This is a genomic window from Streptomyces rubellomurinus (assembly GCF_000961885.1).
GTDB lineage: Bacteria > Actinomycetota > Actinomycetes > Streptomycetales > Streptomycetaceae > Kitasatospora > Kitasatospora rubellomurina.
This window is the reverse complement of the sequence record NZ_JZKH01000055.1, coordinates 33,472-52,160: the sequence shown is the minus strand read 5'-3', so window position 1 is coordinate 52,160 and position 18,689 is coordinate 33,472. Positions and strand designations below refer to the sequence as shown.

Genomic DNA, 18,689 nt, shown 5'->3' with positions numbered 1-18,689 from the left:
ATCACACACAGTCATCAACCCCGCCCCGAACACCCACCCGCCCCCACCCCCGACAGCACAACCAAAGGTCCAGACAACCCGGCCCCCCGAGGCCATTCCACGCCCACCAACACCAACAGGTCACACCCGACTGACCCTCGCCGGGTAGAGCCTGGCGTGCAGCACGCGGTCCTCCCACCACGGATCGTCTGGAGTGGAGACCAGCGCGGCCACCAGCTCGTGCTTGGTCGGGACCGGCAGCATCAGCGGGCCCAAGTCCTTTGCGGCGCGGGCCTGTACGCACTCGGGGCACTCCAGCCGGTCCGGCCGGGCCTTCTCCCGCAGCTCCAGCTTCGAGTCCTCCTTCCCCCCGATCGAGCCCCGGCACGTCCAGCACGGGCGCAGCCCGGCGTTCGCTGCGCGGGCGGCCTCCAGTTGTTCTTCGGCCTCCCGTTCCAGGCGCTCCTTCCGGTCCTGGTGGCAGGGCCGGCAGCGGCCGCCGGGGCGGCGGGTCCACTCGACCTGTCCCCCGGGGCCGTACTCCCAGGTGCTCTCCTGCTCGGGAACGTCGCCGCAGTCGATGCAGACCAGGGAGTCCATCAGCTCCTGGTGGACCCGTTGCTGCTCGTCCTCGCGGGCGGCCTGGCGCAGGTCGTAGGCGGCCCGGTTGTTCGGGTTCTCCAGCGCCTCGGTGAGGGAGTGCCGGCCCGAGCGGCCGAAGCGCCACCACACCGGCCCGAGCGGCCCGTGCTCGGCCAGCAGCTCCAGCGTGGTCGCGACGACCGGTACGGCGTCGTCGTACCCACGCCACCCGTCGCCGTTGTAGTCGCGGACCTCCCGGCACCACCGGCCGCGCCAGCAGTCGGCGGACAGGTCCGCGACGGCCTGCTGCCGGCCCTCCAGCGCAACCGGTCCGGCGCCGGTGACGACCAGCGCAACGGGCGGGTACCCGCCGCGGGTGTGACCGGGCCAGGTACGGCGCCACCAGTGCACCATGCGGTCAGCCGGCCCGCGGTCGGCGAGGACCAGATCGTTGTCCCGGACCCTGGTGCGGAACAGCTCGCGGTAGGCGGTGAACTTCGCGGCGACGTCGGCCGGCGCCATGGTCGAGCGGTCCACCTCGACCATCAACACCGACACCCCGACCTCCGGGGTCTACCCTGTGGACCCTGGCCCGCCCGAGGTGCAGGCGTCGGGCGGGCCGGGGCGCGTGGTGGGGCGGTGCCCGCGTATGCTCGAAGGAGCGGGTGGGGCCTTCCTTCCGAACCAGGCGGCGCCGCGCTGCCGATGACGCCCGGTCGCCGGACCCGGGTGGTGTCTGTCGTGACTGTTTCCAGTGCTTCCACCGTTGCTGCCATGCAGGCGATCCGGTCGCCGCAGGCCGGGGACGCCGTTGAAGTGGCGGGCTACACCTCGGGCCAGGACGGCGGCGGTGGGACCTTCTTCTTCGACGCCACGCACATCACGGGGGCCACGGTCGCCTCGGTCGAGATCACGGGGGCCGGCTTCGACCCGGCCGCCCCTGGGCCGATCGTCGTCACGGCACCCGGGCACCAGTTCGTCACCGGCCAGGTCGTTCTCGTACAAAATGTCCTCGGGAACACCAACGCCAACGGCCCGTGGATGATCGCGGTCGACCCGCACGATCCGCAGTCCTTCGCGCTGCTCGGGTCCCGGGGGAACGCCGCGTACGCGGGAGGCGGCATGGCGTCGAGCGTCACCGTGACCACGTCCGGGCCGCACGGGCTCGCGCCGGGCGGGCGTGCGGTGGTGGCGGGGGTGGACGGGACAGGTGGGTTCGCGCTGGACGGCCGATACCTGCCCGTCGGGGTTGCGGCGCCGGACGTCCTCAGCCTTCCCGTGGCTCCGAGCGGCTCGTACACGAGCAGCGGGTCGGTGGGCGACGGCGGCCTGTCGTTCCCCTGCGCCCGCTCCGCGCACGTGTCGGGGCGCTGGATACGGCGGCGTGACGCCACGGAGCTGAACCCCGAGTGGTTCGGTGCAGCCGGTGACGGCACCGCCGACGACACTGAACCGCTGGTCGCCACGATCCGCGCGGCCAGGGTGACCACCGGTAGCGTCCACCTCCCCGGCGGGACCTACCGGACGACCGCCGAGATCGCCGTCGAGGCCCACCTCGCCGAGGCTTCGGACACCGGGCTCTCGATCCGGGGCAGGGGAACGACGGGCCCTTCGGGCGGGGGCAGCCAGATCACGGCGGCCGGGGCCGGCATGCGATCCATCCTGTCGATCACCGCGGGCTACGTCACGCTGAGCGGCATCAGCCTCAACGGGGGCGGCGTCGCCGACCACGGACTCCACCTCCACGGGGCGGGCCGGCTGCACCTCGACGACGTGTGGGTCGGCGAGACGGTCAAGGACGGCTACCGGCTGGTGGGAGGACTGACCGACGAGGGCCTGGTCACGCACAACAACAAGTTGGTCGCGAATAACGACAACATGTACGCGCGGGAAGTGTGGGCCCTGCAGTGCGGGACGATGTACTGCTCGCCCTCGCTCGCCCTCCGGTACGACAACCTGCGGCTCGTCACGCCGGTCGACGGATTGGTGTCCTGCCGGGCCGGTGTGCCGACGGTGTTCGGGGCGGGCACGGACTTCACCAAAATCCCGGCCCGGCCCGGGGACTTCATCGTCATCGGCGCCACCGACGACGACACACTGGAAAGACTGGAGATCGTCGGCATCGACGGTCCGGACCAGATCACCGTCCAGGGACTCCACCCGCCGGCCCGGGACCTGTCGGGACAGCCGTTCGCCATCGGGGTCGGCGACGGCTGGAGCGACGCGCTCGACGGGGCGGGCGCGGACCTCGCGATCCAACTGGACTGCAGCCGCACGCGCATGGACACCGGGCACTTCACCTCGTGTGCCGGCAGCGGCGTCGTGAGCCGCGCCAAGTACGGCCCCCTGCTCGAGAACCAGGAGTTCTTCAGGTGCGGCTTCGCCGGCATCGTGGTCGGCACGCTGTCGCCGTCGGACGGCCTGGGGCTCAACACGACGATCTCGCACGCCTACTTCGAAGGCGTCTTCCGCGGCGGGTGCATCTTCATCGGCGAGGCCCGGGGCATCACAATCGACCAGCCGATGTGGCTCGGACACCCGCCCGGTTTCCGTCTCGTCCTGAACGAGGTCTCCGACCGCAACTACGGGATCATCGGCATGGCGGCCGACTTCGTGCCCTCGGACGGCGCCATTGGCCTGCAGCCGGTCGGCTTGAGGACCACGAGCGGCATCGCCGCCGTGCGGGGCAGCAACTTCACGAACACGGGCACCCTCACGATGCCCAGCGGGGGCGCGGCAGTGACCATCGACCGGAGCCCCTGGACCACGACGGTCGAGGTGACAGGACGAAACCTCAACTTCCTGGCGGACCGCGGCACGATCGACTCGGCGGCGGACATCACCGCCACGCCCACCTTCTCCGCGGGCGCCGACGGGCAGGAGATCGCGGTCTGCAACATCAGCGAGCACCCGCTGACCTTCCACGACGGCAGGCCCAGGCCGGACGGCACCGTCCTGCCGACCGGCCTCGTCCTCGACTGCGAGCCGGGCGGCAGCGTCTCCGTCCCCCGGGGACGGATCCTCACCCTCTACTACTCCCTGGCCAACTCGATGAGCGGGCACTGGACCCAGCGGGGCGCCGTCACCAGCTCCGCCCCCGTCCTGTTCTCCCTCACACCGGACACCGCCCACGCGGCGGGAGGCGATTCGATCACGGCCGCGGGAAAGAACCTCGACGAGGCGACCGTGGTCTACATCGGCTCCCTCGCCAACATCGTCGGGACGATCACAGCCAAGTCGTTCGCCTCGCTCACCTTCACCATGCCGGCACTGCCCGGCGCCGGCGCGTATAACGTCCTGCTGGTGAGCGGGCACGGGGCGAGCAACGTCCTGCCCATCTCGGTCACTTCGTGAGGAACCGTCGGCGCACCGCGACGATGGTGTCAGCGGCCTGTCCGGCGTGCCACTGGGTGGGCTGGGGGCGTCCGGGCGGGGCAGCGGCACCACGACGGCCCGCACGGCAACGGCAACGGCAACGGCGACGGCAGCCCCGGAGGGCTGAGACGGCGGCCGACACCCGGACGGCAACGCGACGCAGCCACAGCACAGCGCGGCCGTGAGGCGTCGGCACCCACCCGGCGGGTCCTGGGACGTCAGGGCAGCCCGCCCGGAGCAGCCGGACCACCTTGGTCGTTCACGCCGCCGGTCTGGGGCCCGGACGGGTCGTGCGGGATGATCGGCCCATGGAGCGAGTTATCGATCTCGACCAGGCCGTCCTCGAGGTGGAACGACGGAGGAGTCGCTGGGAGGAGGCCGGGCTGACGGTCGAGCCGGTCACCTGGCGCGACGAGGAACAGGAGTGGCCGCAGCAGCTCGAGCTGGACCGCACCGCGGTGGTGGACCCGGACTCCCTCGGAGTCGTCATCACCGGCCTGGGGGGCGAGTTGTCCGTCGTGCTGTTCCGCGGCGGCTGGACCGACGTGGACTACTTCGCGGGCCTCGACGACGCCGGCACCCTCCCCACCTCCGCCATCGACTCAGCGGCGGCGTTCGGCGAGCAGCTCGACAACCACGTAACCAGGGTCTTCGGGTCGTTCTCCGAGACGGCCTAACCATTGCGGGATCCCCTATCCCATGAGCGCAGGTCAGCGACGGCGGGTCATAGATCCGGGCCCACTCCGGAGAACACCCGACGGCCGGACGCTCGCCGGTGCCGAGCCGGGCGGCGTCGTCGACCAGGGCGAGGACCTCGCTGGGCGGGGCCGCGTGCAGCAGGTCGGCGGGGACAAGCCCGGCCCCGGGCAGCAGCGGGCGTTGGAGCACGACCTTGGGCTGGAGCCTCTGCCCCGCCGAGGAAAAGCCGGCCGGGAAGGTGAGCCACACGGAGAAGGAGCAGCGCAACCTCGCCACCGCCCAATACCGGGCCCGCGAGGGGCACCTGAACGTCCCCCTGTCACCGACCTTCGAGCAGCAGGTGGCGGCGGCCATGCGAACCGAGGTAAAGGCGCAACGCGATGCCTACGTGAAGGAGCGGGCGACCGCGGGCACGTTGTTCTCGGACGAGACAGGCCTGCCGCTGGAGACCACCAACGCTCACGTGTCGTACTTCCGAGGCCGGGCCAGTGGGATAAAGACATCAGGTGTCCGCCGGAGCGCCATGGCGGCGACCGCCCGGCGCTCAGGTCAGACGCTTGAGCAGGGCCCGGCGGGTCGGTTCGTGCTCGCGGGCCAGGCGCAGCAGTTCGCGGATGGCTTCGGATTTGTCGAGGCGGGTGCGGTGGGCGTCGCAGCGCAGGCCGATGAGCCAGTGGTCGATGTCGTTGGCATCGCCGCGGTCGACGCGGACGGTGAGGGCGACGGCGTCGGCGGCGGGGGCGTGCCGGCCCATCCCATAGCTGGTCCGGTCCCGGCCCGATGGAACCGGGCCAGGGCTGGCTAGCCGGCGCGGGACACCATTGTCGGGATCAGGCCGGACGCAGAAACGCCTTTCCATGGCGACATCGAGTTCGGGCCACCCAGCAGCGACGAGCGGGCGGCGACGAGGCCACCTACATCAAGGCCTTCCTGGAGGCCCGCAAGGTGGTCATGAAGGAGGAGGCCCACCGCGACACCAGTCGGGTCGGCACCGAGCAGATGGTCTTCCTCGACGCGGGGAACTTCGACCTCAATCCGCCGCTGCGCTGGAAGGTCTACGGCGACAGCTACTCGATCGCCGGCTGAGACTCCGGTGGGCCGGCGCGGATCCCCCGGTCCACCGCGCCCCCGTTCGCTGATTAATAAGTCCTCTGAATTATCAATACCGACCACCGATTCGATCTTCGAAAGTGTGAAAGTCCTGTTCATTCCGTAACGAATCGAGCAGGGGCACAACGAAGCCTCCTCCGCTTATTGACGCATTCGCCCGGTGGGGCTTGAATCCCTCCCCTGCCGCACTGTTCGCGGCGCAGCACAGGAGGCACCACCGATCATGATCAGACCCCTGCGTCTCGCGGCCACGGGCACGGCCGCCGCGTCGCTCGCACTCACCCTCACCGCCTGCGGCCAGACCGCGGCGCCCCAGACGCCGGCGGCCGACGGAGGCAGCGAGGGCATCGGTCTGCTACTTCCGGAGAGCGCCTCCTCGACCCGCTACGACGCGTTCGACAAGCCGCTGATCACGCAGACGGTGACCGGCCTCTGCGTGAAGTGCACGATCAGCTACGCCAACGCGGGCGGCGACGCGACCGCCCAGAAGAAGCAGTTCGACGACATGGTCGCCAAGGGCGTGAAGGTCATCCTGCTCGACCCGGTCGACGCCAAGCTCACCGCCCCGTGGGTCGACGCCGCCAACGCCAAGGGCGTGAAGGTCGTCGCCTACGACCGGCTGGCCCAGGGCAAGGTCGCCGCGTACGTCTCCTTCGACAACCAGCAGACCGGTCGGCTCCAGGGCCAGTCCCTGCTCGACGCGCTCGGCCCGAAGGCCTCCTCGGCCAACGTCGTGATGATCAATGGCGCCGAGTCCGACCCCAACGCGGCGCAGTTCCAGGCGGGTGCGCACCAGGCGCTGGACGGCAAGGTCAAGAAGATCGCCTACGAGCAGTCCGGCGAGTGGAAGCCGGACGTGGCCACGGCGAAGATGAACGAGGCCATCCAGAGCCTGGGGAAGGACGGCATCCAGGCCGTCTACGCCGCGAACGACGGCATGGCCGCCGCGGTCATCGACGCCCTGAAGGCCGCAGGCATCAAGAACGTGCCGGTGGGCGGCCAGGACGCCTCCATCGAGGCGATCCGCCGGGTGCTCACTGGCGAGCAGGCGTATACCATCTACAAGCCGTACAAGCCCGAGACGGACGCGGCCGGCAGCATCGCCGTCCAGCTGGCCGAGGGCCTGGACATCAGCGCCACCGCGACCTCGGTCACCGACAGCGGCGGGCTGCACATCCCCTCGCTGCTGCTCACCCCGATCGTGGTGACCAAGCCGAAGGTGGAGGCCACGGTCGTCGGCGGCGGGCTCTACAAGGCGTCCGACATCTGCACCCAGCAGTACGCGCAGGCGTGCGCGGATGCCGGGGTCAAGTAGCCGAGGCCATCAGGCAAGCCCCGGCGCAGCAGCAGGGCGCGCCCGTACCGGAGATCCGGTGCGGGCGCGCCCTTTCACATGCCTGACGGCTTCACGTAGTAGCCGTCTGTGCCGGGCGCTGGCCGTGGGCTCCCCGCGCCAGCGCCCGCTGGGGTCACCGGCCGATCCTGCGCCCGTACAGGCCAGCCGCCGCGCAGACCGGCCACGGCCCGCGCCAGCGGGGCAGGCACCACGTTCGCGATACGCGCAAGCCACCTGATTCGCGGCCCTGCACAACGGTCCGCACTCCCGACAGCGGCGGCCGGGACGGCCGGGGCGCGAACGGCACGACGAGCGGCTCGCCGTGCGGCACGGGCGCGAGCACCTGCTCGACGTCGGCCGGATCCACGCCGCCTTCGTGGCCGACGCCGGGAGCGCGGCGAGGCCTGCGGCCCGCTCGACCTCCTCCCCACCCCGGAGCTGCTGGTGGTCCTGGTCGGCACGACGGCCGCCCAGGTGCGCGGCGCGGTGGCGGACCTGCGCCTCGCCGCCGAGGAGAACCCGGCCGTCGCCGAGATGCTCACCTCCGTCCCGGCCGGCGCCGCCCGGATCGAGGACCTCATCCAGCGCGGCCCGTCCGCACCCATCTGGCACCCGCTCAGCAGCGGCGGGCGGGCGTGCGGGTGGACGGAGCTGTGAGCGGCGAGCGGAGGGCCGCGGGCGGCCTGTCGCTCAGCCGAGGTCAGCGGATTCCGCCGCGTGGTCTCCTGGCTGGGGCTCAGCTCCAGCGGTAGCCGATCCAGCCGTTGGTCTGGACGCCGGTCCGAAATCCGTTGCCGATCGGCAAGGGCTCCAGGAGCGCTGCCGCCGCAGGCGCGAAGTGGTCCGCAAGGCCGAGGTGGGGCTGCTGGGGGTAGTAGCTGGGACGCTCGAGGAAGTAGAGCTCGTCGCGGACGTCCTTCGGCCGCACGATGGATGCCTCCCACGGTTCCGGGAAGACCGTGCCGTCCTCAGTGACCGCCCACCGCCAAACACTGCTGGTGAAAGACCCCATGCCGTGATTCCAAGCTTTCGCTACGACACATAGCTCGCCCTTCCGCTCGTACCAGCTCGGGGACTGATCTCCTTCAAAGGCGATGTACCGGCACAGCAGAGGCGCGCCATGGCGGCGGGCGAAAGCGAAGAACTCCGCGGCGCGGTCGCGCAGGAGCTGCTGCTCCCTGGCGCGGGCCTGCTCGGCTGCCTCGGCGGAGGCTGTCTCCCTTGCACTCAGCTCCCGCTGCTGGCGCAAGTGCTCTGCGGCTGCCCGTTCGAGATCCGACATGATTTCAGTTCCCCCGTTATCACCGGCACCCGGCTGGAAGCCGCCGGGCCTGCGCAGGCTACGGAGTCTCAGGATGGCTGGGTAGGGGGCGTGCCTTTCCCCGGGGGGAGGCCCGTAGACCTGCCCCGCGCGGCGCCCGTCCGATGGGCCTGTTCGCGCTCCCGTGCGACGGCGGCCGGCCAGCGGGCGTCGTCCTCGGCCCGGGCGAGGCGTCGGCGACCGGCTGGTACAGCGCCTGCGCCGCCGAGGCGCAGGCGCCGACCGTGGTGGTCAGGGCGGCGATCAGCCGGGCGTGGCGGCGTCGGCGGGCGGGCAGGTCCAGGCTGGCGGGAGTCGCGGTCACCCACGCACTATGGCGCGCCGCACCCGCCGGCACGGCCGGTTCCCCGAACATCACACCCTGCCGGTCAGCGCCACTGGTAGGACACTCCGGTCATCGCCGGGAGCAGCACCGGGCCGCCCACGGTGGTGTCGGGCTGGATGGCCTGGTCGAGGACGGCGCCGACGTCCGGGTACAGGTGGAGGCCAGCCGCGTCGGCCACCGGCACCCACACCACCGGCGCCTGGTCCGGAGCGTCCTGCTCAGCGGCCGCGACAGCCGCGACCAGGTGGTCGGGAAGGTGGGCAACATAGACCAGGTGCCGGCGCCGGAACGGCTCCGTCTCGCCCGGCCGCTCAGTCTCCTGGTCCTGGACGAAACGCAGCACCGGCGGGTCGGGCAGCACCGCCAGGTCGCGCGTCGACCGGGTCTTCGCCGGTCTCGGCGACGCCGCCGGGCAGCGAGTGCTGGAGGCCGGCTTCTCGCTGTCGCCGGATCAGGCAGAGGCGGCCGTCGTGGAGCAGCACCGCGCACACCCGCACCCGGACCGGCACGGCCATCGTGCTGGTGCCGGTCACAGCCGGTACGCCGTCGCCGACTTGGACACCCCGAAGAGCGGTGCGAGCTGCCGCAGTGTCAGGTTCGTGCGCCATTAGGCCGCGACCAGCAGGACCCGGTCCTCCAGCGGCAGGCTCCACGGTCGGCCTTCGCGTACCGTGTCGGCGCCCTCGCGGCGGAGCATCGTGATCAGCTTGTGGAAGTCGCGCGGGCCCAGCCCGGTGACGCGTTGCCCGGCCGCCGCATCCGCGCGCTTCAGCTGGACCAGGTCGACCTGCCCGGCCGGCGCCTGGATCCGGCAGGAAGCAATCGCCCGCTGGACGACTACACCGCCGAAGCGATCACCGACTACCTGGCCCACCGGCGCCGACGCTGGCCCAACAGCACCAACCCCCACCTTCTGGTCAGCCGCAACACGGCCACCACCACGACAGCCGTCGGCACCTTCTGGCTCGACCGCCTGGTCAATCGGCTCCCTGTCAGCCTGGACCGGCTCCGACAGGACCGAATCCTCGAAGAAGCCGCCGCCACCGGAGCCGACCCGCTCCACCTCGCCCACGTCTTCGCCCTCAGCGCCAAGGCCAGCCTCCGCTACACCACCGCAGCCGCCAAGTCCGCCGCAGAGCAGAGCTGAAGGAAGCCCTGAGCAGCCACTTCGACGCCCCGCCGGCAACACGACCGAGTCGGCGCGGCATCATGTCATCGCAGCGACATCAGCCAGGGAGAGCATGTGATCGAGTTCATCGTCCACGACGACCCGGTCGGGCGCGCTCAGAGCAACTACATCGCCCATGCCGATCTGGCGCCCTTCGGGCTGGACGGGCAGAAGGAGCAGCTGTGGCTGAAGCCTCTCGACGACGAGACCTTCTCGATCGCCTGCATCCCGTTTCGCACCTACGGGCTGGCCTTCGGCGACCAGGTCGTTCTGTCGGACGCTGACGAGGTCGCTGAGGTGGTCGCCCTCTCCTCCCACCGTGTTCTGCGGTTGCTCTTCGTCCTGGGCCTGGCCCCGGCACAACTGAACGGGGCAGTCGATCGCATCAAGAACGAGATCGGTACGGCGGGACTGCTGAGCGAGTGGAGCGGCGACCGTCACGTCGCCGTCGACATCCCGCCCGATACGGATGCCTCCCGACTGTTCTCGATCATGGAACGCGAGGTGACGGAGGGCCGAGCGTTCTGGGAATGGGCCGACGCCATGCCGTTCTCCGCACGACGCTGAGCCGACCCACCAGTCCGGACTGCTTCTAGGCCGAACTCGGTCTCTCCATGCGGCAATACCGCCCGGGCTTCCGTGGGTTCGCCTGGCCGATACTTCAGAATCTCTGAACTCGCGGAAGATCGGCCTGGACGTCCTGTACTGCCGGCCCGGCATCGGCGGTGCCCACGAGAAGGGCGGTGTCGAGGGGCAGATCGGATGGTTCTGCCGCAACCACCTCGTCCCCGTCCCCGACGTTGCGACGCTGGCCGAGCTGAACGCGATGATCGACCGGTGGGACGAGGAGGACGAGGCCAGTCGGATCCGCTCCCGTCCCCGCACCATCGGCGAGTACTTCGCCGCCGAGCGGCCGCTGCTGGCGCCGCTGCCGGACGAGCCGTTCGAGGCGGGACGGCTGTTCACCCCGAGGGTCGACCGCTACAGCCAGATCGGTATCCGCAACAACCGCTACTCGGTGCCGGTGCGGCTGATCGGCCGGACCGTCCGGGTCATGCTGCACGCCTCCGAACTGGTCGTCTACGACGGCCGGGAGGAAGTTGCCCGGCACGAGCGGCTGATCGCCAAGGGCGGCGCGCGGCTCGACTTGGACCACTACCTGGAGGCCTTGGTGCGCAAGCCCGGCGCTCTGCCCGGGGCGCCCGCGCTCGACCAGGCCCGCTCGGCCGGCCGTTTCACCCCGGTTCACGACGCCTGGTGGGCGGCCGCCTGCAAGGCCCACGGCGAGCGCGAGGGCACCCGCGCGCTGATCGAGGTCCTGCTGTTGGGCCGGCACCTGCCCCACGAGCATCTCGTCGCCGGCCTCGCCGCCGCCCTCCGATCAGGCGCGCTGACCGCCGACGCGGTCGCGCTGGAGGCCCGCAAGGCTGCCGAGGCCGACACAAGGACTCCCGCAGAACCGGAGCCTCCCGCCACGGACCGGGCGACGGTGACCTCGCTCACCGAGCGGCGCCTGGCCCAGCTCCCGCCCGACACGAGGCCGCTGCCATCGGTGGCCCACTACGACCAGCTGCTACGACACCGCCGACCGAGCCGTCCCACCCCTTGAAGGAGAACGCCATGACCTTTCCCCGCCGGCGAGGAATCACCGAGCAGGCCGCCACCGCCGCCATCGACCAGGCCTGGGGGATGCTGAGGCTGCCCACTATCCGAGCCCAGTTCCCCGAGCTCGCCGAGAGCGCCGCCGCGTGCAGATGTCCTACCTCGGCTTCCTCTCGGAGCTGCTGATGTCCGAGTGCGACGACCGGGCCCGGCGCCGCTCCGAGCGCCGGATCAAGGCCGCCGGCTTCCCCCGGGACAAGTCCCTGCGGAAGTTCGACTTCGACGCGAACCCGAACATCGACCCGGCGACGATCCACACCCTCGCGGCCTGCGAGTGGATCAAGAGGAGCCTGCCGCTCTGCCTGATCGGCGACTCCGGCACCGGCAAGTCCCACCTGCTGATCGCCCTCGGCACCGAAGCCGCGATGGCCGGCTTCCGGGTCAAGTACGTGCTGGCCACCAAGCTCGTCAACGAGCTGGTCGAGGCTGCCGACGAGAAGCAACTGGCCAAGACCATCGCCCGCTACGGTCGTGTCGACCTTCTCTGCATCGATGAGCTGGGCTACATGGAACTCGACAGCCGCGGCGCCGAATTGCTCTTCCAGGTGCTGACCGAACGGGAGGAGAAGAACAGCGTGGCCATCGCCTCGAACGAGTCGTTCGCCAAAGCGCACATGTTCCGGCGAACTTGTGCCAGGCAGCGCCGAAAGTCATCGGGTTCACGGGCCAAGATCGCGGTGTCAGTACACGCGGCTAGCATCCTTGCGTCGCATGAGGATCAGTACCGCAGGAGGGAGACGACACGTGGGTGCATCGGGCTGGAGATATGTCGTGCCGTACCAGGAGGACCTCGGCAGCGCGTTGCAGGCTTTGCGAGCGGCGGAGTTCGCCTCCGGCGACTACTTCAGCCCCACGGAGTGGGGCATGCCCGCGCCCGCCTCAGTCGACGAGCTGTTCGAGAACGAGCTGTACTGGGAGTTCCTGGGCACGAACGGCACCCATTCGGTGTTGGATGTCGGCCGGGTGATCTCTGCCGACGAGGAGCATGACTTCGGGACCATACGCCAGTTGGCCGCGTCCGTCATCCAGGCGGGCTTCGGCACCGACAAGCCGAGCCGCGCGAACTTCGATGGCATGGATTCCGTGACCCTGGACGCGTTGGATCAGGCCCCGCGGTGGAGCGGGTGCTGCATGCTCCTCTACAAGGACGAAATTCCGGACGAGATTGCCTTCTGGGGTTCCTCCGGAGACTGATCACCTGCTGGTGGGCAGGCGTCCGGCCTCAACGTGGTCGGCGAGGTAGATCATGGTGGCTTCGGGGTCCATGCCGAAGGCGGCGGCGACGAGCTTGGGGTCCATCGTGTTCACGAGGTCGACCAGGCGGGTGCTGCGGATCATCCGGGCCGGGTATCCGCAGTCGTCAAGTACGTGGGAAAGGTAGGCAGTTGAAGCCGGTCCTCGTCCGGCCTTCGTCCCTTTGGTGACCATGACGTGAGGATTGTCCGTTGGCCATCCTTCTCGATGGGCGAGGCACCGCTGCAGCACCGTCCAGGAGGCGGGATCCATCGGGACGGGGTGCGGGCGTTTGCCGAGCCGGACGGTCTGGGTGCGTTGGTTGACGTCGGTGATCTGCAGCATGCGGACCTCGGAGCTGGAGGCCCCGTGCAGCAGGGCGAGGATGCCGAGTAGGGCTTCGTGCGGGTGGACATCGTCGTCGCAGGTCCAGCGACGGAAGAGGTCGCGCTGCTGGTCGAGGGTGAGGGTGCGTCCGCGGAAGCCGCCTGCCTGCTTCGCGGTCAGCCCGCGGGTCGGGTCCACGAGGACGATGTGCTGCGAGCGCGCGAAGCGGAAGAACTGTCGCAGGACGACCAGTCGGCGCTGGCGGGCCTTGGGCAGGATTCCCAGGAAGGCCTCGATGTCGTGCACGTCTGTGAGGGCCCAGTCGTCCTTGCCGCGGTGTTCGGCGAGGAACCGGGCCAGGTCCCGGAGGATGCTCAGGGCGGTTTCCAGGGTGTGATGGCTGCGGGGTCGGGTGCCGGCCCGACGGGCCCGGTCCTGGGCCCGCATGCGCGAGATGTCGAAGGCGGCGACGGCCGGCCGGAGGGGTTTGGGAACGGCGTCAATGCGTCGCTTGCGCCGACCAGCGGCGAGCCGTTCGGCCTGATCGGTGGGCAGGGCCAGGCCGCGCTGGGTGAAGAAGTCCTCGAGGGTGCGGGCGAAAGGGCCCATCGACCGTCCGGGGCGACGGGACCTCTCCAGCAGGGCCTGGGGCGAGTTGGAGTGCTCGTCCTGCAGGAGGCGACCGAGGTCGGCAACGAGGCCACAGGCCCGGGACACACAGAAGCGGGCCGCGACATGCGCGACGAAGTCCTCCAGCCATGTGGGCGGGTTGGCGAGCTGGTCACGGAGGTGTTCGCCTCGGATGAAGGGACGACCGGGGTGCTTCTGCCAACAGGCCGAGCACAGTCCCAGCCCGGCATGCCGCCGAACCTGCCCGCACTCGCGGCAGCTCCGGGGAGGCCGTTTCGGTGAGCCGGGGTGGGAACATCGCCCGCACCAGCCGGTCTCCTCGCGCAGATGGCCTGGCTTCCCGCAGCGGGGGCAGGGCTGCTGGGCGGCGAGCCGCTCGGCCTTGCGGCGGCAGACCCCGCACAGCCGGTCATGGGCCGCGCGAACCGGATGGCCGCACTGTTCACAGACGCGCGAGCAGGTGATGCAGCGACCGGTGTCCTCTTGGAGCACGCGGTCCTTGCCGCAGGACGGGCATGCCGTCTTCGCTGCCTGTTCCCTTATCCGGTGCCAGCACCGGCAGCAGTGCTGGCGGTCGAGAAAGCCGACTGGGGCCCCGCAAGTGATGCAGTCCCGTTGCCTCTTGCCCATCGCGACGACCGCCGGTCACAGGGGCGGCATGGAACGGCCGTGGGCGGAGGCGGCCTTCGGAAGGTCAGCGACGGCCCGAGGTGGTGCGACTGGCCGCTCGACGGGGGTGGTGTCGACCTCGATCAGATCGTTGGGACTGCAGTCGAGCGCGGTGCACAGCGCGGCCAGGGTGGTCATCTTCACCTGCGAGGGCTCCTTGGTGAACAGCGCGGACACCGAGGCGGAAGACAACTCGAGGCCGGCCTTCTCGGCCAGCAGCCGCCGCAGTTCGGTCCCGGTCCAGACCTCGCGCTGGGCGGCGGCCATCCGCAGCCGCCATTGGATCTTCATGCTGGGGTGTCCTTCCCGGTGAGCTCGGCCAGGGTGTTGGCGACGGCCCGCTGATAGGCGTCCTCGATGAACGTCGCGGAGGGCCGGACATAGCGCATGGTCGAGCTGACCGTCCAGTGACCGAGCATTTGCTGGATCGCCACCAGGTCGACGCCGCGCTCGTAGTTGTGGGTCGCGCAGGCCCGCCGAAGCGCATGCGGGCTGAACCGCTCTGCGGGCGGACGTCCTTCGAGTTCCATGAGATAGCGGAGCCGGTTGCGGATCGTTCCGCGATGCAGCGGTCCGCCGGACTCGTCGGCGAACAGCACCGGCGAGTCGGGGAACTTGCCCCGCACGTCGTTCAGGAACCATCGCAGCACGAGGTCCAAGCCGTCGAGCATCGGCACCCATCGCGGACGGGGCCCGGAGGTGTGGGCGCCCTTGCCGAAGCGGACGTGGAGCTTGCCGAACGGGCCGCGGGTGAAGTGCAGGTCCGGCTTCTCCAGCAGCGAGGCCTCCTCGGAGCGGAGCCCGGCGTGATACAGCGTCCGGAACAGCGCGTAGTCGCGGGCGGCGGGTCCGTACTTCCTGGCAGTCGCGATCCGGCGCTTCATAAAGTCGAAGAATTCGGTCACACGCTCCGGGGTCGGTGGCGGCAGCAGGGCCGGGGAGTCATCACCGACATGCCGGGAGGCGTTGAACTCATCGACAGGGCAGACCAGTCGGACCCCGAACGCAGCCTCAATCTCAGCCGCTTTGCGGGCCTGGAGGAACCGGTGGAACCCCTTGAAGATCTGTACATACTCGCGGCGAGTCGACGTCGCCCGGCCCTTGACCGCAAGGTCGCCGACGACGCGGTCGATGTCCTCGGGCGTCACCTCCCACGCTGGCCGCCCCAACGCGACGAGCGTCCGCTCCAGCAGACCGATGTCGTTGTCGATCGTCACCGGGCTGAACCCGCGAGCCCGCCACGAGGCAACGAACGCGTCGACACACACCGTCTGGAACTGCCACGGGTCCGTGACCAGCGGACCCTGCGGGACGCCACCGCCTGCGATGACCTTCAGCCTCGCCTCGGCCACCGGCACACCTTCCTCGCACCTGAACCGTTAAGGCAGCACCTGGAAAACCTTGGCACTACCGCGAGAACCAACGAGGACCGCAGGAGGAGGAAACGGCCTGGTGGCAGCGGCAACTCGTGTGAGGGAACAAGTGCCAGCCCCAGATGGCTGGACCAAGACCTTCACCGATCCCCGCCTCTGCGCGGCCATCGTCGACCGCCTCACCTTCAACGGCACGATCATCGAGACCGGCACCGACTCCTACCGACTCGCCAGTACCCGCGCCCGAGCCGAACAGCAGCAGGCGGTCGGCTAACCTCGCCCCCACCTGGTCAGGCCCCCGCCCATCTTGACGGACGTGTGCGGCAGGATGACGCCATGCCCCAGCAGATATTGCCCCCGTCTGAGTCATGGCGCCGGATCGATTCCTGGCTGGCGACGCACACGCCCGCCGGCCTGGCGTTGCCGCGGAACAGACTCTCGGCATCCTGTTGCCCGGCGATCTCGCTGATTCCCTGCGGTGCCACAACGGCCTGAGCACCTGGGTGACCCTCCTGCCCGAGCAGTCTCCTCTGTCGGTGAGCGCCATCGTGGACCGCTGGCAAACCTGCATGGACATCGCGACCGAGACCGACGGTCTGACCACCCGCCCCTGGGACGACGAACCCTGGTGGCACCCGCTCTGGGTGCCCTGGGCCGAGAGCGCCGACGGCGGGGCACAGGTGATCGACCAGCGTCCCGGCCCGAACGAGGGGCGACTCGGCTGGGCCGGCCACGGCGGCGGGGGCGACTTCACCGACTCCTGGCCCGGCCTGGCAGAACTACTTCACGCCGTCGCGCGAGCGTTCCACTGCGGTGGAGGTGTCCGCGGACTGCACCCTTACCTCACCGCGCAGGGCGAGCTGTGGTGGGACGAGGAGGACTGCCACGAGCTGGACGGTCAGCCGCTGACACCCGCCCCGATCGGGCTGTCCTGACTGTCAGTCACAGACTCGAACTCAGACAACCGTTCTTACTTCTCACCAGCACCGAGCGGCGATCGCAACACCTCGCGCTGCCAGCTCTCACCAACAATCGCTCTTCGTTCTCACCTACGCAGCCCCCCCCGCCCCCGCTCCCAGCCACATAACGCCTGGTCAGACCCGCAACGCGCCCCGCGTCGCACTGCACGGCCGGGACAAGGACACGTCGTGGACGGCCGTCTGCGGGCGGGCGTCGTCCGGGCGGTGTCCTCTGCCTCTGCCCCGGCATCTCGCGGCTGTCGGCCATCGATAGGCTGACGACATGACAGGCCTCCTGGGGTTCGGCGCGCTGCTGGCACACCTGGCGAGCCTCCGGGCAATCGACTTGGCCACGCTCGCGGCAAGGGCCGGCACCGACCCGGCGGAGCTGCAAGCCGTGCTCTGCGGGCAGCCGCCCACCGGACGGCTGCTCAGAGACCTCGGACCGGTCCTCGGCTTGCACGCCGCCGACCTGTTCGTTCTCGCCGGGCAACCGGTGCCCGACGACCTGACTCCGATCACCCGCAACCCGAACTGGTCGGTCGACTCGGTCATCTACAACACGATGGTCATGCCCGCCGAGAACCGGCGACCGCTGCTGGACGCGATCCGGGCGCAGCCCCTGGTGCGGCGCGAGGGGCGTGGCGGGGTCGACCGACCGTACCACCGGTACGGGCCAGGCTTCGGCGCGGTGCTCCTGGAGCTCGCTCACAGCCGGAACCTCACCTGGCCGAGCACGGCCAGGGCCCTGTACGCGGTCACCGACGGACGGATCTACCTGTCTCCGTCCACCATCGGCGGCATCGGCCGCAGCACCGTCGAAACGGCCCCCGAGCTGGTAGTCGGCTTCGCCGGCGTGCTCGGCATCCCCGCCCCCGACCTCGCGGCGCTCGGCGGCATCCGCCTACCCGACGACCTGCCACCACTCCACTCCCGGACCGCGGACCTGGCCATGGTCATCTGGGAAGCCCGACGCCTGACCACCGCCCAGCTCCAAGACGTCGAACTCACCTCCCGTCACCTCGCCGGCCGCTGACCCGCCTCCCCCACAGGCGTCCCAGCCCGACCGACGCCAACAGGAGCGAGCGGACCCGGCCGGACGACGGCCGGGGCACGCGGCAACGGCACAGCCCTGACCCCGCCGGTGCCCGCCCGGGCGGGCACCGGGACGGTCTCCCGGACCACCACCAGGGCGGCCTGACGGCCACCCAGCCGTCCGGCGAGGGGCGCAGCGGACGGGCACGGTCTGGACCGCGGCGCAGCCCGGACGGCGGGCGCGCGGCGAGGCCTCCGAAGGCCCAGCGGGACGGCGGGGGCGGCGACGACGGCGCAGAGGAGCCCGGGACGGCCGCCCCGGCCCGCGCACCGCCCCGGACGGCGACACAGCACCGACCAGGGCACAGCAGGCCTGGAACGACGGCGCAGCGAGGCGGGCACGGGCACAGCCGGCCACCAGCGGCAACAGCCCCGGCCTGGGCGGCAGCGACCAAGCCGGGCGCAGCAGGCCCGGACGGCGCGGCGCCCCGGCGACTCCACCCCTGCGAAACCGAAAACCGACCCCAGCCATCGCAAATCTGGTCCACATTCAAACCACCACCAGCAACCAATCCGCCAAAACAATCGAAGGAAATAACCGGCGGAATTTACCCCCGAATTCACGCCAGACAACACCCCGCTGTCCCCCGAGCGGCCCGACCCGGCCCCACAAATCACCACACACAGTCATCAGAACCACACCACACCACCCCGACGTCACGCCCAACAGGTTCGACCAAAGGTCCAGACAACTTGGCGTTTGTGGGCATTCCACGGCCGACAACACCGACAGGTCATACCCGGCGGCCCCTCGCCGGGTAGAGCTTGGCGTGCAGCAGCCGGATCTTTCCGGGTGCGTGCAACTGGCATCTCGTCGGAGCGCGTCTCGACGTGTAGCAACGTCAG

17 protein-coding genes and 4 pseudogenes are annotated in these 18,689 nt (G+C 70.3%); 13 read left to right on the top strand and 8 right to left on the bottom strand.

Annotated features, from left to right (window positions below; genetic code table 11):
* Positions 1-120 precede the first annotated feature (120 nt).
* A complete protein-coding gene (locus tag VM95_RS39045; protein WP_052707541.1) occupies positions 121-1,119 on the bottom strand; it encodes a hypothetical protein in 999 nt (332 codons plus the stop codon).
* A 216-nt stretch (positions 1,120-1,335) separates the two neighbouring features.
* On the opposite strand from VM95_RS39045, the gene VM95_RS24295 reads away from it, so the two are divergent.
* Positions 1,336-3,915 carry an IPT/TIG domain-containing protein gene (locus VM95_RS24295; RefSeq protein WP_045700191.1) on the top strand — a complete coding sequence of 860 codons (2,580 nt, stop codon included), beginning with the start codon at positions 1,336-1,338 and terminating at the stop codon, positions 3,913-3,915.
* A 329-nt stretch (positions 3,916-4,244) separates the two neighbouring features.
* Positions 4,245-4,613 carry a hypothetical protein gene (locus tag VM95_RS24290; RefSeq protein WP_045700190.1) on the top strand — a complete coding sequence of 123 codons (369 nt, stop codon included), beginning with the start codon at positions 4,245-4,247 and terminating at the stop codon, positions 4,611-4,613.
* Between the two features lie 566 nt (positions 4,614-5,179).
* Here the strand turns inward: VM95_RS24290 and VM95_RS24285 are convergent.
* Positions 5,180-5,389, bottom strand: a complete 210-nt coding sequence (locus VM95_RS24285) for a hypothetical protein (RefSeq protein WP_045700189.1) — start codon at positions 5,387-5,389, stop codon at positions 5,180-5,182.
* Positions 5,390-5,502: 113 nt separating this feature from the next.
* On the opposite strand from VM95_RS24285, the pseudogene VM95_RS45295 reads away from it, so the two are divergent.
* From VM95_RS45295 to VM95_RS24275, 3 genes and pseudogenes are all read left to right on the top strand, one after another.
* Positions 5,503-5,721 (top strand): annotated as a pseudogene (locus VM95_RS45295) (chitosanase); the annotation flags it as partial.
* Positions 5,722-5,968: 247 nt separating this feature from the next.
* Entirely contained in the window at positions 5,969-7,060 is a 1,092-nt protein-coding gene (locus VM95_RS24280) for a sugar ABC transporter substrate-binding protein (protein WP_045700188.1), read from the top strand.
* Between the two features lie 465 nt (positions 7,061-7,525).
* Entirely contained in the window at positions 7,526-7,738 is a 213-nt protein-coding gene (locus tag VM95_RS24275; protein WP_045700187.1) for a hypothetical protein, read from the top strand.
* Between the two features lie 79 nt (positions 7,739-7,817).
* Here the strand turns inward: VM95_RS24275 and VM95_RS24270 are convergent, their stop codons facing one another.
* The 3 genes and pseudogenes from VM95_RS24270 to VM95_RS40595 all read right to left on the bottom strand — a co-directional run.
* Positions 7,818-8,363, bottom strand: coding sequence for a hypothetical protein (locus VM95_RS24270; protein WP_045700186.1), 546 nt, complete (start codon positions 8,361-8,363; stop codon positions 7,818-7,820).
* A gap of 407 nt (positions 8,364-8,770) precedes the next feature.
* Positions 8,771-9,088: a hypothetical protein gene (locus VM95_RS24265; protein ID WP_052707540.1), complete on the bottom strand. Its 318-nt coding sequence runs from the start codon at positions 9,086-9,088 to the stop codon at positions 8,771-8,773.
* Positions 9,089-9,274: 186 nt separating this feature from the next.
* Positions 9,275-9,508 (bottom strand): annotated as a pseudogene (locus VM95_RS40595) (helix-turn-helix domain-containing protein); the annotation flags it as partial.
* On the opposite strand from VM95_RS40595, the gene VM95_RS43365 reads away from it, so the two are divergent.
* From VM95_RS43365 to VM95_RS44630, 5 genes and pseudogenes are all read left to right on the top strand, one after another.
* Entirely contained in the window at positions 9,437-9,874 is a 438-nt protein-coding gene (locus VM95_RS43365) for a hypothetical protein (RefSeq protein WP_063773554.1), read from the top strand. The pseudogene VM95_RS40595 and the gene VM95_RS43365 overlap by 72 nt on opposite strands.
* 96 nt (positions 9,875-9,970) lie before the next feature.
* On the top strand, positions 9,971-10,462 hold the full coding sequence (locus VM95_RS24255; protein WP_045700185.1) for a DUF4265 domain-containing protein: 492 nt from the start codon (positions 9,971-9,973) through the stop codon (positions 10,460-10,462).
* Positions 10,463-10,721: 259 nt separating this feature from the next.
* Positions 10,722-11,504, top strand: coding sequence for a Mu transposase domain-containing protein (locus VM95_RS24250; protein WP_244178928.1), 783 nt, complete (start codon positions 10,722-10,724; stop codon positions 11,502-11,504).
* A gap of 11 nt (positions 11,505-11,515) precedes the next feature.
* Positions 11,516-12,192 (top strand): annotated as a pseudogene (istB, locus tag VM95_RS40590) (IS21-like element helper ATPase IstB); the annotation flags it as partial.
* A 328-nt stretch (positions 12,193-12,520) separates the two neighbouring features.
* Positions 12,521-12,751 carry a hypothetical protein gene (locus VM95_RS44630; RefSeq protein WP_244178927.1) on the top strand — a complete coding sequence of 77 codons (231 nt, stop codon included), beginning with the start codon at positions 12,521-12,523 and terminating at the stop codon, positions 12,749-12,751.
* Here the strand turns inward: VM95_RS44630 and VM95_RS24235 are convergent, their stop codons facing one another.
* The 3 genes from VM95_RS24235 to VM95_RS24225 all read right to left on the bottom strand — a co-directional run bounded on the left by VM95_RS24235 (position 12,752) and on the right by VM95_RS24225 (position 15,768).
* Positions 12,752-14,239, bottom strand: a complete 1,488-nt coding sequence (locus tag VM95_RS24235; protein WP_208615526.1) for a site-specific integrase — start codon at positions 14,237-14,239, stop codon at positions 12,752-12,754. It abuts the gene before it with no gap.
* A gap of 153 nt (positions 14,240-14,392) precedes the next feature.
* The gene (locus VM95_RS24230; RefSeq protein WP_045700180.1) at positions 14,393-14,707 is read right to left on the bottom strand and encodes a helix-turn-helix domain-containing protein; all 315 of its coding nucleotides are present in this window, start codon (positions 14,705-14,707) and stop codon (positions 14,393-14,395) included.
* Positions 14,704-15,768, bottom strand: coding sequence for a tyrosine-type recombinase/integrase (locus VM95_RS24225; RefSeq protein WP_045700179.1), 1,065 nt, complete (start codon positions 15,766-15,768; stop codon positions 14,704-14,706). Before VM95_RS24225 ends, VM95_RS24230 begins: the two co-directional genes overlap by 4 nt.
* 145 nt (positions 15,769-15,913) lie before the next feature.
* On the opposite strand from VM95_RS24225, the pseudogene VM95_RS40585 reads away from it, so the two are divergent.
* The 3 genes and pseudogenes from VM95_RS40585 to VM95_RS42725 form a co-directional block, all read left to right on the top strand.
* Positions 15,914-16,063, top strand: a pseudogene (locus tag VM95_RS40585) (ATP-binding protein); the annotation flags it as partial.
* A gap of 94 nt (positions 16,064-16,157) precedes the next feature.
* Complete coding sequence (locus VM95_RS24220; RefSeq protein WP_341846029.1) at positions 16,158-16,724, top strand: SMI1/KNR4 family protein; 567 nt, start codon at positions 16,158-16,160, stop codon at positions 16,722-16,724.
* Between the two features lie 307 nt (positions 16,725-17,031).
* Positions 17,032-17,784, top strand: a complete 753-nt coding sequence (locus VM95_RS42725) for a hypothetical protein (RefSeq protein WP_052707538.1) — start codon at positions 17,032-17,034, stop codon at positions 17,782-17,784.
* Positions 17,785-18,689: the final 905 nt, after the last annotated feature.